A 16,062-nucleotide genomic window follows, 5' to 3' on the forward strand; every position below is an offset into this window, starting at 1 on the left:
TTGCTCACTCAAATGTCGCGAGTGGATCGAATCCTCTTGAATACGAGCTTTCTCAGACCGGCAGGTCGATAAAAAAAGTGACCCCCTTTTCCTCGTTCGGTCTCGCGTAGATTTCCCCGCCGTGCTCCTTGATAATTCCGAACGATACTGAAAGTCCGAGTCCCGTGCCTTTCCCTTTGTCTTTTGTCGTGTAGAACGGATCGAATATTTTTTTCATAATTTTCTCGGGAATTCCGGGTCCGTTGTCCTCAAATGAAATTTCGATTACCGGAATCATGCCTGGTTTGCCCGGGGACTGTTTCTCTTTAACCTTTGTTCTCACGGTGAGCTGCCTATCGTCCCCGGTTTCCATCATTGCATGCTGTGAATTTATGATCAAATTGAGAAACACCTGCTGGAGCTGATTCGGATCCCCCACCGTATCCGGCAAATCAGGGTCCAGTTCTTTTATCACTTTTACGGAATGCTTCTTTAGCTCGTATTCCGTAAGCCCGAGTGTTTTTTCCAGAATGTCGTTAATCTCTATGACCTCTTTCTCCGGGCTGTGCTTCCGTGCGAAAGAGAGGAGGTTCTGGATGACCTTTCTTGCCCGTTCGGCTTCGCCGTGGATTGATTTAATCGCCTCTCTGGATTCTTCATTGTTCATATCCTGCTCCGAAAGCAGCATTTCGGCGTACCCTATTACGACCGCAAGCGGGTTGTTCACCTCATGGGTAACTCCCGATATAAGCTCTCCGACCGCGGCCAGCTTCGCTGACTGCAGTACCTGCTCCTCGAGGTTTTTTCTTTCGGTTATGTCAAATATGATCGCGGTCAAAATCGATTGGCCCTCTATCTTGCAGGTTGATAACGATATGTCTACGGGGAATTCCTCGCCCTCTTTGTTGAGTCCGGCGAGCTCTGAAGCGGACTCGACGAAATAGACAGCCGCGCTTCCTCTGCCGTTTCCGATTTCCGAGCTTATTATCTCTTGATACCTGTCCGGGAATAAAGAACTGAATTCCCTGTCGAGAATTTCTTCTTTTTCGTATCCGAAAATTTCTTTCGCGGCAGGGTTAAAAAGTATAATCTTCCCCTCTTCGTTTACCGCTATGATCGCGCTCTTGGCCGTCTCCACAAAAGTCCTGTAACGCTCTTCTGATTCCTTGAGCGCCTGCTGGAGCCTTTTCTGCTTGGTTATATCATCTATGACGGACACAATTCCGATCTGCCTTCCGCCCTCGTCCTTGATGACCGATGTTTTCTCATAAGTCGGGAACGCGCTTCCGTCTTTCCTGAGCGCGAGTCGCTCACCTTCCCACCCCACCATAATCAAGGCCTCGTAAATCTTGCTGCTCACTCCTGAAGCGTCTTCAAGCGGGTAGAGTATGTCGCTCTTCTTTCCCTTGAGTTCTTCGCGCAGGTACCCGAAGGTTCTCACGTGCGCCTTGTTTATGTAGATAATATCCCGGTTCATGTCAGTGACCATTACGGCCGAATTCAGACTGTTCACGGATGCCGACAGGAGCTGGCTTTCGGCGCCGCTTTTCCCGGGTTCCATATTACTTTTCCCTCTATTTTGTGACGCTTTCTCGACCGACTTCATCAATTTCTGCTTCTCAAGGGCTTTCATTGTAAGGGTTGCGAGGTAGTTAGGGTTAACGGGGGTTTCGATATAAGCGTAAACGAGATTGTCAAGGGGGTTGTCGAATCCGGTTTTGGCGCCCTCGTTCTCTCCGGGATCCGTAATTGTGATAACGTCGGTTTTAGGAGAAATTGATTTTATGACCGTTATCAATTCGTGGGTGGAAACATCACCGGAAGTTGTATCGATTATGGCCACGCTGATGAAATCTTTCCGCAGCTTTCCGATAAATTCCTCTTTAGTTGGTGACTGAAGGAATTCGACATTTCGTTTTTTGAGAATCCCCTCAAGGTGTGAGAAATCCTTATCACTCGATCTTACAAGAACAGATGGGCTTTCTTTCTTGTTCATTTTAAACCACTGTCGGAATTAATGCATTTTCTTTAGTCTCTTGCGAATTGTATATAAGGCGCTGTTAAACCTCATCCACCCGCTTGCCGTATTTTTCCAGCTTGTTCGATATAAAAAGAAAAATCGGAGCCAGAATTATACACGCCAGGAATATATATAAGAAAATAAATCCCGTTTGTTTCTCGATTTCGCTTATTTCAACGATAAATGAGCGTATAAGTATTAAAATTATTCCGAAAGCGGAAATCACGGAAATAAAAACCGCTGTCATGAAAAGATACGAAAAAACGCTTGATAGTGAATCTCTCATCTCCGTTCGGTAGCAATTTGCTTTTCATCCTAATTATAAAGCAATCTGTTAAGACCTACAATGAAAAAGCCGGATCAGAGAGGAGCTTATATATTTCTACGAGGCTCTACGGAAGATGAGCCGTTCGGAGACGCTAGACTTCGAGGATTTCCTTTTCTTTTCTCTCCAGTCGTTCGTTGATTTTCTGGATGAAATTGTCGGTAAGTTCCTGAATATTATTCAGGTTTTTCTTGACCTCATCTTCGGCGATATGCTGTTCTTTCTCGGCCTCTTTTATTTTGTGGTTCATGTCTTTTCTGATCTGTCTGACCGAAACCCTGTAATCCTCCGCCACTTTACTTACATGTTTTACGAGTTCTTTCCTGCGCTCTTCGGTAAGAAGCGGTATGCCGATTCTGATTACTTTCCCGTCATTTGAAGGGGTTACGCCGAGGTCCGATGTCATAATCGCCTTCTCAATATCCCCGATAGCGTTCATGTCCCAGGGCTGAATTAATATTGTTCGCGCCTCGGGGGTGGATATCGTTGCCAGCTGGTTGATCGGGGTCTGAGTTCCGTAATAATCAACCATTATGTGCTCGACAAGAGCGGTCGAAGCCCTTCCGGTCCTGATCTTTGATAGCTCGGAATCGAACACATGCACGGATTTGTTCATTTTTTCCTCTGCTTCAAGAAGCAGTTCCTCCAGGTCTATTTCTTCACTCATCTTTCTCGCTCCTTACCATGGTTCCTAATTTCTCTCCCATTATTATTTTCTTAATATTTCCGCGTTCGAATAGATTGAATACTATTATCGGGATGTTCCCCTGCATGCACAGTGAGATGGCTGTCGCGTCCATAATTTTAAGCTCTTTTTTTAGTACCTGCATATAGCTCAACTCTGTGAATTTAACGGCGTCTTCATGTTTCATCGGGTCCTTGTCGTAGACGCCGTCAACCTTTGTGGCCTTGAGTATCAGGTCGGCGCCTATTTCAAGCGCCCTCAGGGTGGCCGCCGTGTCTGTTGTAAAGAAAGGGTTGCCGGTTCCTGCGGCGAAAATAACAACTCTACCCTTTTCAAGGTGCCTGATGGCGCGCCGTCTGATGTAGGGCTCGGCTACCTGTCTTATTTCAAGGGCGGTTTGCACTCTTGTGCGAATGCCTCTTTTTTCCATGGCATCCTGGAGGGCGAGCGCGTTTATCACCGTGGCCAGCATGCCCATATAGTCCCCGGTGGACCTGTCAATGCCGGTTGTTGTCCCGGCGACACCCCGGAATATATTGCCCCCTCCAATGACAATGGCCGTTTCGATCCCCAGGCTGTTAACTTCGGAGATTTCATCGGATATGGTTTCAAGCGCCTGCGCGCTTATTCCATATCCTTCAGGACTCTGCAATCCCTCTCCGCTCAGCTTGAGAAGGACTTTCTTATACTTGGGGGTGGGTAAAGTTTCCGGAGAATTCATATTTTTTCTAGGATTAATCTATCGGTTCTCCCAACTGAAATCTCTCAAATCTTCTTACTCTGATATTCTCTCCGATCTTCGCTATCAGCGCCTGCAGCAGATCGTTAATCTTTACTTTGGTGTCTCTTATATAGGTCTGATCCAGCAAGCATACCTCTTCATAAAATTTTTCAATCTTCCCCTCGACTATCTTCTCGGCGATGTTTTCGGGTTTCCCCGATTCTATTACCTGAGCCTTCATTATTTCCTTCTCTTTTTCGAGCTCGGAATCGGGTATACGCTCCCGGCTGACGTATCTGGGATTCCCGGCCGCTATCTGCAGCGCGATCTCCTTGGCGAATGCCTGGAATTCCTCGTTCCTGGCTACAAAATCTGTCTCGCAGTTGATTTCAACCAGAACCCCGATCTTCCCGCCGGCGTGTATGTAAGATGTTATAGTGCCCTCCGGTGTTTCCCTGCCGACTTTTTTCGACGCTTTTGCCACGCCTTTAATCTTTAATATCTCGATCGCTTTATCGAAATCGCCGGAAACCTCCTCGAGCGCTTTCTTGCAATCGATAAAAGGCGCGCCCGTCCGGTCTCTTATTTCTTTAACCATCTGTGCCGTAATATCAGCCATCGTATAATAATTCCTCCTTGCTTTCTTCTCTGAATTGATCCGTTCCGGTTATGCCGCGAGCAACGGGCGATTAAGACTCGTCAGTGGCGTCGTCGGAAGGAGTTTCTGCCGGTGCTGTCTTCTCAGCGGCTTCAGGCTTGCTCTCAGTTTCAGCCTTGGCGGTCTGTTTCTCTTTTTTTTCTGAATCATTTTGCTGAGCGGGAGCTTTGAATTCCCCCTCTCCGGGCGTGCTCTCCGATACCGCTACGGAGGTCGACTCTTCTTTCCTCGTTTCTTCTCCGAATTCCTTGAACACGAATACCTTTCTCTCAACGACGACCTGAGATTCTTCTTCTTTCTTGACAACTTCCCCTGCCTGAAGTTTCTGCTCGTATATGTGCTTGCCTTCGATACAGGCATCCGCAATTCTCGATGTAAAAAGCTTTATGGCCCTTATTGCGTCGTCGTTGCTCGGAATTATATAATCGGCGTCCGCCGGGTCGGAGTTCGTGTCCACTACAGCCACTATCGGAATCCCGAGTCTCCGCGCTTCATGGACCGCGATGTGTTCCTTCCTCGTATCTACTATATAGAGCGCTTGCGGGATTCTTTTCATATTTACGATTCCGCCGAGCAGGTGCTCAAGCTTCTGTATCTCCCTCTTAAGCCCTTTCGCTTCCTTCTTGGGGAGCCGCTCCATCTGGCCTTCCTCTTCGAGTTTCTTTAATTCGAGCAGGTAGTCCACCCGGGATCTGATCGTGTGGAAATTGGTAAGCGTGCCTCCCAGCCAGCGCGTATTAACATAAGGAATGCCCGCCTTCGCTGTCTCTTCCGCTATTATCCCCTGTGCCTGCTTTTTCGTGCCTACGAAAAGCACCTCCCCCCCGTCGGCGACGGTATCCCGAACAAAGCCGTAAGCCTTCTTGAAAAGTCCCACTGTCTGTTGAAGATCGATGATGTGAATTCCGTTTCTGTTCCCGAAGATATAATCCTTCATTTTGGGGTTCCAGTGACTTATCTGATGACCGAAATGCACCCCGGCTTCGAGAAGTTGCTTCATGCTGATTACCTCACTAACCTGATCGGTAGTTTGGGTTTCTTCTACCATTAAACTGCCTCCTGAATCATGCCGATTTTAATTTTGATAAAACAAATTTATCTAACATATAATATTGCATTTTTCAAGTACAGCGGGATTAGTTTTGTAATGAATGTTGAAAAATGCTATGTTAAATCTGCTTAGATTTTACTCGAAAGGCTGAATTTTGAAAGACTTGAGATATTTATTCATTATCAACCCGGCGGCCGGTCAGGGCAGGACAGCCGGATTTTTCCATTCGGTCAAAACGCTTATCGATAAACATAACGTTCCCTACGAGCATAAATTCACCTCCGGTCCGGGAGAGGCGACCGCACTCGCGCGCAATGCCCGGAACGAAGGGTTCACTCATATCGTATCGGTCGGCGGCGACGGCACCTCGCACGAGATCGTAAACGGCATTATCGGGTCCTCGCTCGTTTTCGGCGCCCTGCCTTCGGGGAGCGGAAACGATTTCCCCAAATCGGCGGGGATTTCCCTTGACGCCGAACGCGCCGTAGATACGCTTTTTTCAGGTTTCGAGAGGCAGGTTGACCTCGGCAGGCTGGGGGAGACCTATTTTATAAACGGGCTCGGTATAGGGCTCGACGGCTCCGTTTCCCACCGCTTTAAAAAGCTAAAGCGCATGAGGGGTCAGCTTGGCTATCTGATGGGAGCCGTCCGGGAGGCGCTCTCCTTTAAGGGGTTTGGGGTGGAGCTCGCAATCGACGGCTGGAGTTACAGCGGAGTGCTCTTGCTCACAGGGGCGTCTAACGGGGTTTACCAGGGGGGCAAGTTTAAGCTCGCCCCGGACGCCAGCGTTGACGACGCTTTTCTTGATTTCCATATCATCAAAGACATGCCTTCGCTCGACAGGCTCTTAAAAATCCCCAAAGTGCTTCAGGGGACTCATTCCGGACTGGCCGAGGTGGAGCTCAGGCGCGGGAGCATGATGGAGATAACGCTTACTCGCGCGGTGCCGGCGCACATGGACGGGGAGCCTTTTTACCTCGAACCGGGCAAGCACAGGGTGGAGGTCGTTCCGGGAGCGCTCAGGATAATGTCAGGCGCCGAGGGTTGAATATCGCGGCGCTGCGATTAAATTAATTCCGTGACTCAAAGTCGATTATTCTTTAAGATACGAACATGATCAGAACCGTAATTAGCTGGATCGCGTTTATTGTTTATACTGTTTTTTTCGGCATCATAGGGATTATTCTGGCTGTGATTTCCCCCTCATCGGCTGTTAAATACGCGGTCAGGCCGTGGGCGCGTATTATCCTCTTCACTACCGGCGTAAAGCTCGATGTCAGGGGGCTTGAGAATCTTCCCGCCGAGCCCTCTATCATAATGTATAACCATCAGAGCGTATTCGATATATTCGCCTACATGGCCGCGCTGCCGATTGACTGGAAAGCGGTAATGAAAAAAGAGGTAGCCGGTATGCCGTTTATAGGCTGGGTATCGAAGCTCGCCGGCCACTACTTTGTCGCGAGGGACGGCTCAGGCAGGGATACGAAAGAGGTAAAAAGGATCGTTAGCAATATTCGCTCCGGGCCCTCGGTAATGATCGCCCCCGAAGGTACGAGAGGGAAAGACGGGAAACTGCTTCCTTTTCAGAAGGGCGGCTTTTTCATAGCGATGCTCGCCCGTGTTCCGGTCGTTCCAATGGTTATTACGGGGGGGCTTCAGATAATGCCTAAAGATTCAAGGGTGTTGAAACCCGGCACTATGAAAATAAGAATATTGCCGCCGATTCACGTCGAAGACCTCCCCCCAGGAAGAGAAGGCAGAGACGAGCTTATGCGAACGGTAAGGAATCAAATGGAAGAGGTACTGAATGAGCTGCAAACCGGTCGGGCCGCCTGATCATCCGCCTGCCGCGTTATAAAATAATTGTCATATTTGTTCCGTAGTCTATAATAATTGCCGATCTAACCCTTTCCGGTCGTTTATTGAGTAACCACGCGCAGTAGTCTATAATTGATAAGCGGTTAATTTTTATACGACAGAAAAAATTAATAGAGATACATTTTTATATTTTGAATCCTGATGCATTTAATTGAGTCAAAAAACTACATACTCTTATATTGCGGGCGGTTCTCAGGGAATGGGAAGTATCTGGAGTTTGGGAAAGATGGATGATTATATATTAGCGGACCTGGAGCTTGAGACAATAATCGCTCTTGCGGGAATGCCGGTTCAAAAAGAGCTCGTCAATCCCCGAATGCCTGCCGAGATGGCGAAAAGGGTAAGGGTAACATTCAGGCCTTTGCCCGCTAATTACGGGAATCAGATTGTTAAAAGGTTCAGGGATAAGCTCGAGGAAAAGCTCAGGGAAAACGGAGTTCAGGTAATACCCTGGGATGAGGCCGCGGAGGTGCCTCCGGGTCTTGTTTCCAAGATTCTGCGTACCAGAAAGGTTAAGAGTAACATTCATGCGGTAGTGGATGTAAAGAGGGTGTATTCCCTCATGAGAAATATTCTGAGCGGCGTTGCCGAGAGGATTTATGTCCATACGCGGAAGCCCGACCGCTCCGTTATGGAAATCCTGAAGATAAGCGGCTGGGCGGACGACTTCACTGCCAGATACGTACAGGACCCGTTCAACACGCAGATAATTACCCTTATGCCGCTTGAGCCCGAATTCGCCGACGGCGCCACCAGTTATGACAGGAAGATAGCGATAGGACTCAAGAACCTCATAACCACGATGTCCGAGATCGTAATGGGAATCGCCCCCGACAGGTTTTCGCTCGTGAACATGAACCTGTCGGATTCCATCTACGTTAACGAAGAGCTTGACGATTTTATTTTAAATTCACTGATTCCGAAAATATACGCTCCTATAAAGCCCCCTGTGCTCAACAGGTTCAAGAAGGGGGAATACGACCCATCCCAGTCATTGTTCGCCGGGCAGCTTGCCGAGCTCGGCAGGCGGATCGAGCCTACTTCCCTGTTTCCGCATGGCTCCAAGTTCAGCGAAAAAGTTTCGAGGCTTTCCCACAGGGACGTTGTGGAGAAGATACTCGAGGGCAGGACGGGCGTGTCGTACGGCTTCATAGCGATAGCGGAAGCGCCCGGATATCAAGGGCCGGTCACCCTAACTAAAGAGGAGTGGGACGGCTTGAAAAATGTTGAAAGCCTTAAAGACGATAAATTGAGACAGAACGGCGAAGGCAGATGGTATGTAAGATCTGTCATCAGGGGAGAGGAGATTTATCAGCAGGTGCCCGATATCTGGATAGTTACGTCCCGTTCGGGAAGCGACAAGACCAACCTTAACCCGGAAACCGATATAGTGAGGATAGGGCTGATAAAGGGGAAATTATATCTTGAGACGCCGAAAGGGGTCGACCTGCACCGGAGGGATATCAGGCCGTCGTTCGACACCTATGTGATACTCGCCCAGGCTCTGGCCACGGCTCTCTATGCCCCGGATCTCATTAAGGAAGGGCTTCCCATACTCCACTTCCACGGCTATCCGGACCCGACGTGGTTCGGGCAGAGCGAGTATTATTCAGGGGCGAGGAACCCCTCTCTTCCGTGCGGCACAGTCGAGGCTGCGCTTCTCAACTACTCGGCTATTTATGAGGTCGCCAACCGTAACGGCGAGAAAATCAAGATGCTCTGTCTGGTGGAGTCCGACCACGGTGTCAATATTCTCGGTCTCGACAGGGATTACCTTATTAACAGGCTGAGCGAAGGGGTCGACACGGGCCATATTATGCTCGGCGGGAAATACCTGCCCGAGCTTAAGAGAAGCAGCCTGGCCCATGAGCAGGATAATCAGAATGCGGAAGAGAAACAGGCGGGGTCCAACCCTTAAAATGCGTATTGCCGAACTCTGCTGCCTTTGGTATATTGTTCCTGATTTCAAGCTTTGATTTCAGCTAAAGCTCACGTAACTCCTGTAAATAAATGAACGAATCGACTAAAACAGCGAAGATATATCTTGGTCGCCACTGCAAGACGGAGTGGAATCTTGAGCACAGACTGATCGGCACTACAGACCTCCCCCTCTGTGAGGTCGGATGGGCCGAGGCGAGGGACACGCTCCCTGTCATTGAGAAATACGGCTTCGACAGGATAGTCTCAAGCCCCCTTCAGCGCGCGAGTCAGACATCCGAGTTCTACTCCGGGAAGTTAAATCTCCCCCTTGAGATTCACCGGGACCTGAGGGAGCTCGATCACGGGGACTGGAACGGGCAGAAGTATGACGACCTTTTAAGCGATCCGTCGTCCCGTTTTAAAGAGTGGTTCATCGAGGGCGATACGAGCATCCCCATCCCAAACGCGCCAGAGACGCTTGAGGAGGTCCAGCAGAGGATCGTGCGCACGATTAGAGAAATCGCGCTCAGGTATCCGGGAGAAAAGGTGCTTGTCGTAAGTCATAAGCATATAAGGTCCTTACTCACCTGTTACCTCAAGGGAGTCGACCTCTCCCACTTCAGAGAAAACATAAACGAAACCGTGGAGCCCATCGAGCTCTCTGACGATGACCTAGCAAAACTTCTTTAGCATTCCCACGATACGCGCAATTCAATCCTCTTCGTAGTTGCAATCGGTACAGATAGCTCTATGCTTGTTCTCGAGGGGGCGGGTGAGGTGCTGCGAAAACCTCCACTGGATGTTAATAAATAATAGTATCTGTGATAGTATTGAGAATACGGCCTTTTCCGGGGAGGGTAATATGAAAAGGTTTGTCCTGACACTTTGTTTGCTTCTTACGTTCGGGTTCATGACCGGGTGCGGCTCCAAGGTAAGCGGCTGGGTTGGAAGTGATTGTTACGAGTGTGAAGGGGTAAGCACCCCTTGCGACTGCGGCGGTTACGGAGGATACAATAATCCTAAAGCGCTTAACCTTTTTCGTCCGGGAAGATTGGAAGACCTGAGTAGTCCTGTATGGTAAACCTAGGGAATCCGGTTATAGTTGCGAATATTTGGTACCTGCCTTATTTCATTGATACATTTAATTGGTCATTCAGTAATACCAAGAACTAACTTATCCCAGTCTGGGAACTCACCGTCTTCAATGATTTTCTCAATTAGTTGTGTATGCAATTCGAATCCTTCTGCTAACACTGAATGAGGACTTTTTCGTTCTTTAACGTTCTCAAGTGTGGTATATGAGTAAGTCCTTTTTACCTTACCTTTATGAACGGCGTGACTGCATATTTTATAAAGTAGTTTAAACCTTTCGTAATTCCAATTTTTTACATTATATTCTCCACCTAATAGGAGAGCTCCCCTAAGTCTGATGTTGAATGCGATGGGTGCATCATGTTCGAGGTCATATGTTAATAATGATTCCATGGCGGTTCTTAAGTCGATTGCAGCGTTATAGACATCTCCAGAACTATACCAGAGCATAGCAGAATTTAGACGCTCCAATGGGGTTCTAAGCTGGTCCTTGATTTCGGGTTTGAGTTCCACATATTGTTTGATAAAACTTTGAAGACTTGTTGCTTCATACTTTTTTTGTGGAATTTCTTTATTGAGTGTACTACCTAAATTTGCACTTATACCGCTCCATGCGCGTACTCCACCAATGAGAGGTGTATTTTCTTCTGTCTGGTACCAGTGGGCAACTTTACAAACAGGTGTCTTATCAAAAACGACTAGTAAGTGAACAATTTCTTCCATCAGTTGTTGTCGTGATTTATCTTGACCTGATTTTGTAGAGTCCCCAGGAACTTTAAGGATCGGACTATGCTCAAACTCTCGGGCTAAAGCAGCTCTCGGACGAGGACTAGATGAGAAAGATTTATCGACCGGGTGAACATACCTATTAACACCTATCAAATCTTCCTTAGGCACACTAGCGGCTAGCGATTCTAAGGGTAGTAATTTAATACCATTATAAACCTCAACAATCTCAGCAGGATGGATTCCCCAAAATACCACTACTTCTGTGCAGGTGGTAGTGTTTTGGTTTACGAATGTCTCAAGCTGATTTACGACTTCTTTCGGGTCTCTAAACCTTGATTGTGCAAGTATCCAATCTGAAAAATTCTTCAGTCTTACTGATTGGCTACTACTGGGAGAACGTGAAGCATTCCCGCCATCGTATTGACTCAATTCCGGTTGCTTGCTAAGCAATTCGATTAGTCGCTGTTCATGTAACTCAGGAACAGACACATGATAAAGTGTGTTTATCTTATAGGCACTTGAGTCAGGATTTAGATATTCTATTCCTGGGGGGTCATTTACTTCAGGTAGTGTTTCAGTTACCAATCTAACAATTCTGTCTACTTCCATAATATTATCAAATTTTATCATATTATAATTTTGTTGTACTGCTTTCTATCACTCGTTAATTCCAGATAATAATAAAATTTACTATCAGATGTTGAATGAGTTCTCCTTCCCCCTTAAAAATAGTTATATATTCATCACCCGCAGGTGTACAATATTTTTCACCCGTCGTTTAATCCGGGTCAATTGAAAACCTCGATATTCCTAACTGACTATCTTCCTTGAATAATCTGAATATCCTCTGACTGGCACAGGTTTTGCGACTCAATTACATACAAGTTCGAAAAAAGCTTAATAGGAGTGGTCTATGAAAAACAAAGCGAAGAAGAATCGTAACAAGGATAATAAAAAGCGAGGCTCGGCAAAAAACTTTAAGACTAAACAGTACGCCGATCAGAATGTGCAAACGGGTAGAGGCGGTGAAACGCATCAGACTGCGGAGGGAAGCGAGCAGATTCTTACCACACAGCAGGGCATACCGGTATCGGACGATCAGAATTCCCTCAAAATCGGAGCAAGAGGTCCAACCGCCCTCGAGGACTTTCACTTCCGTGAGAAGATGTTTCACTTCGACCACGAGCGTATTCCTGAGCGTGTCGTTCACGCGCGCGGGTTCGGAGCGCACGGCTATCTGGAGACTTATGAATCTCTGGCCGATATCACGAGCGCCGATTTGTTTCAGAGGGCCGGGGAGAAGACTCAGGCCTTCGTAAGATTCTCGACTGTTGCGGGCAATAAAGGGTCCGGCGATCTGGCGCGTGACGTCAGGGGCTTTGCGGTTAAGCTCTACACTCGTGAAGGCAACTGGGATATAGTCGGAAACAACATACCGGTGTTTTTCATACAGGATGCCATCAAATTTCCCGACCTTATACACGCGGCAAAGGAGGAGCCCGACTGCGGATTCCCTCAGGCGGCGACGGCGCATGATAATTTCTGGGATTTTATGTCGTTGATGCCGGAAAGCATGCATATGGCCATGTGGGTCATGTCGGACCGGGCTATCCCGCGCTCCTTCCGGTTCATGGAGGGCTTCGGAGTTCACACGTTCAGGATGGTGAATAAAAAAGGAAAATCGATGTTTGTTAAATTCCACTGGAAGCCTAAACAGGGCCTGCAATCGGTTCTTTGGAACGAAGCTCTCAAAATAAACGGTGCCGATCCCGATTATCACCGCCGCGACTTGTGGAACGCTATAAAGTCAGGCGACTATCCCGAATGGGAATTGGGCCTGCAAATATTCGATGAGGAGTTTGCCGATTCCTTTGAGTTCGATGTGCTGGACGCGACTAAAATAATCCCTGAAGAGGAAATCCCCGTAAGAACGGTAGGGAGGCTGGTGCTGGACCGGTGCGTGGATAATTTCTTCGCCGAGACTGAGCAGGTCGCTTTTTGTACCTCGAACGTCGTACCGGGTATCGATTTTTCAAATGATCCGTTGCTGCAGGGGCGTAATTTCTCATACCTCGATACGCAGTTAAAGCGTCTCGGCGGCCCGAACTTTACCCATATCCCGGTTAATGCGCCTAAATGTCCTATGCACCACTTCCAGCAGGACGGGCATATGGCAATGAAGAACCCGACAGGCCGTGCCAATTACGAGCCTAATTCCTGGGAGGGCGAAGAAGGCGGGCCGCGTGAATCGCCCGAGCGGGGGTTCAATTCGTATCCGTCTGAAGAGAGCGGGGAGAAGCTCCGCATACGCTCGGAAAGTTTTGCGGATCACTACAGCCAGGCCCGTCAGTTTTATATAAGCCAGACTGAGATCGAACAAGGCCATATAGCGGATGCGCTGGTATTCGAGCTGAGTAAGGTAAACAAGCTTGAAATCCGGGAGCGGGTTGTCTCGCATCTTTTGAATATTGATCAAGGTCTTGCGGACAAAGTGATCACCGGTCTGGGATTAAAAAATAAGCCCGGGAAGGCTGACGCGGCCAGAAAAACGCTCCAAAATCTTCAGAAATCCGAGGCTCTCAGCATTCTTTTGAACGGACCGGATAGCTTTAAGGGGAGAAAGGTCGGTGTTCTCGTAACGGACGGGGTCGATATAAAGATTTTCAACGCGCTAAAGAAAGCCCTTGAATCTGAAGGCGCGGCGCTCGACGTCGTAGCCCCGGTCGTGGGCGGCGTTGAAGCGAGCGACGGCTCGTGGATAGAAGCTGACGAAAAGGTAAACGGCGGTCCCTCGGTGCTTTATGACGCTGTAGCGGTTCTGCCCTCCGATGAAGGAGCCGAGCTTCTTTCAAAAGAAGCTACTGCAAAGGATTTCGTATCCGATGCGTCCGCTCATTTAAAATTTATAGCTTATACCGACTCCGCAATGCCTCTTCTCAGGAGCACCGGGGTCGCGGACAATTTGGATGATGGTTGTGTAAAGCTCGATAAGAGCGCCGCAGCCTCCGAATTCGTTAAGAGGTGCCGTAAGCTCAGGTATTGGGAGCGGGAAAAAGCCGTCAAACAGGTATAAGATCTGTCGGATATCATTTTTTTCTTTACGGGTTCATTTGAATAGAAAAATACTATAGGGCCGTTGAAGGGTATTATCGGTATCCGGTATTTAGCAGCTGTAATATGGCAGGCGGCAGCAAACTGAGCCATAATGATCTCAGTGAGATAATGAGGTATACTCATCCTGAAAATTGGGCAGCAGAAGCTCTTGAATCGTTGAGTAATTTCTGTCAATATGCTATCAATATCGCAGCCATCGAGTTTGCTCAAAACTCAAACACAGCGTAATCTACTTTAACTATTTGCCACCGGAGGGCTGGCAGAACGGCTAATGCACCGGTCTTGAAAACCGGCGTCCTTACGGACTTGGGGGTTCGAATCCCTCGCCCTCCGCCAGAATTATTGAATGAATGCAGTTTGGTTACGAGTGGTTTGTGGATGAATTCTGTATCTCGCCCAGTTTGCCTTTCTAAGTATTTTCTAAGCCTGAATTAAATCCGCTACTAAGAAAAATACACAAGTCCCGGCATTGGAAAAACATCCTCGAAACGAGAACAAAACCGATTATTACCAGAATTTCCCGTAAAGACTTTCCGCGTTATTCCAGAATATATCCTCTTTTAACTGTTCCGAGATGTCCGCTCCCTCGATTTTCCAGTATTCAGATGCAAAGTCGCTCCACGGGATGTCCGACCCGAAAAGAAACCGGTCTCCCCCTATTCCTCTCTCTTCTATCTCTTTCAGTATCCATGACGAGCCGAATCCGACAGCCCATGAAGAATCGGTATAGACTTTGTATCCCTGTTCCACCAGGTCAAAAAATCTCGGGACAAATTTTATATGACCGCTGACGCCCCCGCCCATGTGCACAACATGGATCTTGACACGTTTCCCATAGTCCTTTATCAAAGCAAGGGCATTGTCTATATCCGACCCGCCGCCCGGACTTGTGTGTATGTGTAAAGGCATATCGTTGTCCGCAGCCGCATCCAGAATCATCTTCCATAGCTCAGCCGATTCTTCATCCCATTGACCTGGATCAAAAGTCCCTCCAAGAAGGCACGTAGTCTTTAACCCTACCAAGCCTTTCTCGCCTATCAGTTTAAGTGCTTCGGTTGTGCGTTCTTTATCTTTAGGTAATGCTGAAACCCAAACTAGCCCCAGCAGACGGTCGGTGGATTGTACGCTTTCGCCAACCAGGGGATTTAATGTAAAAGGCTGAGCCGAATCAGGGTACCCGTAATTAGACATTATCAGCGCACGGTCCACGCCGTGCTTGTCCATCCCTTTTATATAATCATCGGTTTTTTGATAGTCGGTAGTCGGTTTAACCGCCTCCGGCAGACCGTAGTATGCAAACCCCGGGACAGGACCTATGTGGGAGTGATTATCAAAAACCTTTTTTCTTTGTACTATGCTCATATTACGTCCTCCTTGGATTTATTATGCTAGAGCACAATAAATACGAGATTTTATCATTCAGTGCGTTTGCATACTCTCCCCTACACGTTTGCGCAGCGACTTCTCAATCGAATTAGCGGATTCTCCTTTTTCCAAACGGCTTTTCACTTCTTTGAAATCATCGCCGTAATCGGCGCCCGACTCGCAAACAGCCTTATCCATAGCTGCCGCGAGAGACCTGGTATCGTCTTCTTTCGCGCTATTATTTGAAGCTTTGCTCCCTTGGGAGTTGGAATTTCCTTTAATAACAGAAACGCTTGAAAAGACTCTCGCGAGCTCCTTGTTCCCGCATTCGGGGCAATGAGCTTCTTCATTTTCGGCTTCAGAGAAACTTAGGAAGAATATACTGACATCTTTTTTACAGCGGGAACAGTGGTATTCATAAATAGGCATTCGGGTTTCCTATAGTTTATATTTTATATATTCTAGGAAATATCATCTTTATAGTCAACCTTAATTTTCATGCGCGGCGCGAACAGCCGATCCCTG

General features: G+C 47.8%; 15 protein-coding genes and 1 tRNA gene. 7 read left to right on the plus strand and 9 right to left on the minus strand.

All coding sequences use genetic code 11. From position 1 onward, the window contains the following. Positions 1-52: 52 nt before the first annotated feature. The 6 genes from RIG61_09935 to rpsB all read right to left on the minus strand — a co-directional run bounded on the left by RIG61_09935 (position 53) and on the right by rpsB (position 5,436). Entirely contained in the window at positions 53-1,975 is a 1,923-nt protein-coding gene (locus tag RIG61_09935; protein MEQ9619479.1) for a PAS domain S-box protein, read from the minus strand. Between the two features lie 64 nt (positions 1,976-2,039). Continuing rightward, a complete protein-coding gene (locus tag RIG61_09940; protein MEQ9619480.1) occupies positions 2,040-2,285 on the minus strand; it encodes a hypothetical protein in 246 nt (81 codons plus the stop codon). A 133-nt stretch (positions 2,286-2,418) separates the two neighbouring features. Continuing rightward, on the minus strand, positions 2,419-2,991 hold the full coding sequence (frr, locus tag RIG61_09945) for a ribosome recycling factor (GenBank protein ID MEQ9619481.1): 573 nt from the start codon (positions 2,989-2,991) through the stop codon (positions 2,419-2,421). Continuing rightward, on the minus strand, positions 2,984-3,730 hold the full coding sequence (gene pyrH, locus RIG61_09950; GenBank protein MEQ9619482.1) for a UMP kinase: 747 nt from the start codon (positions 3,728-3,730) through the stop codon (positions 2,984-2,986). The genes frr and pyrH overlap by 8 nt, the downstream gene beginning before the upstream one ends. 13 nt (positions 3,731-3,743) lie before the next feature. After that, positions 3,744-4,349, minus strand: coding sequence for a translation elongation factor Ts (tsf, locus tag RIG61_09955; protein MEQ9619483.1), 606 nt, complete (start codon positions 4,347-4,349; stop codon positions 3,744-3,746). Positions 4,350-4,419: 70 nt separating this feature from the next. Further along, positions 4,420-5,436, minus strand: coding sequence for a 30S ribosomal protein S2 (gene rpsB / locus RIG61_09960; protein MEQ9619484.1), 1,017 nt, complete (start codon positions 5,434-5,436; stop codon positions 4,420-4,422). Positions 5,437-5,593: 157 nt separating this feature from the next. On the opposite strand from rpsB, the gene RIG61_09965 reads away from it, so the two are divergent. From RIG61_09965 to RIG61_09985, 5 genes are all read left to right on the plus strand, one after another. Next, positions 5,594-6,487, plus strand: a complete 894-nt coding sequence (locus RIG61_09965) for a diacylglycerol kinase family lipid kinase (GenBank protein ID MEQ9619485.1) — start codon at positions 5,594-5,596, stop codon at positions 6,485-6,487. Positions 6,488-6,552: 65 nt separating this feature from the next. Then, positions 6,553-7,275: a lysophospholipid acyltransferase family protein gene (locus tag RIG61_09970; GenBank protein ID MEQ9619486.1), complete on the plus strand. Its 723-nt coding sequence runs from the start codon at positions 6,553-6,555 to the stop codon at positions 7,273-7,275. 241 nt (positions 7,276-7,516) lie between these two features. Continuing rightward, on the plus strand, positions 7,517-9,235 hold the full coding sequence (locus tag RIG61_09975) for a hypothetical protein (protein MEQ9619487.1): 1,719 nt from the start codon (positions 7,517-7,519) through the stop codon (positions 9,233-9,235). Between the two features lie 92 nt (positions 9,236-9,327). Next, positions 9,328-9,927, plus strand: a complete 600-nt coding sequence (locus tag RIG61_09980) for a histidine phosphatase family protein (protein ID MEQ9619488.1) — start codon at positions 9,328-9,330, stop codon at positions 9,925-9,927. 172 nt (positions 9,928-10,099) lie between these two features. Next, entirely contained in the window at positions 10,100-10,318 is a 219-nt protein-coding gene (locus tag RIG61_09985) for a hypothetical protein (protein MEQ9619489.1), read from the plus strand. Positions 10,319-10,386: 68 nt separating this feature from the next. Here the strand turns inward: RIG61_09985 and RIG61_09990 are convergent, their stop codons facing one another. After that, complete coding sequence (locus RIG61_09990; protein ID MEQ9619490.1) at positions 10,387-11,667, minus strand: hypothetical protein; 1,281 nt, start codon at positions 11,665-11,667, stop codon at positions 10,387-10,389. Between the two features lie 304 nt (positions 11,668-11,971). Here RIG61_09990 and RIG61_09995 point away from each other — a divergent pair, with 304 nt between their 5' ends. Next, positions 11,972-14,131 carry a catalase gene (locus RIG61_09995; GenBank protein MEQ9619491.1) on the plus strand — a complete coding sequence of 720 codons (2,160 nt, stop codon included), beginning with the start codon at positions 11,972-11,974 and terminating at the stop codon, positions 14,129-14,131. A gap of 291 nt (positions 14,132-14,422) precedes the next feature. Next, positions 14,423-14,508 (plus strand) — tRNA-Ser (locus RIG61_10000). A gap of 171 nt (positions 14,509-14,679) precedes the next feature. Here the strand turns inward: RIG61_10000 and RIG61_10005 are convergent. Then, the gene (locus tag RIG61_10005; GenBank protein ID MEQ9619492.1) at positions 14,680-15,534 is read right to left on the minus strand and encodes an amidohydrolase family protein; all 855 of its coding nucleotides are present in this window, start codon (positions 15,532-15,534) and stop codon (positions 14,680-14,682) included. Between the two features lie 57 nt (positions 15,535-15,591). Then, positions 15,592-15,966, minus strand: coding sequence for a zinc ribbon domain-containing protein (locus RIG61_10010; protein MEQ9619493.1), 375 nt, complete (start codon positions 15,964-15,966; stop codon positions 15,592-15,594). Between the last annotated feature and the right edge of the window lie 96 nt (positions 15,967-16,062).

The organism is Deltaproteobacteria bacterium, from assembly GCA_040223695.1.
Taxonomy (GTDB): domain Bacteria; phylum Desulfobacterota_D; class UBA1144; order Nemesobacterales; family UBA2774; genus JAVKFU01.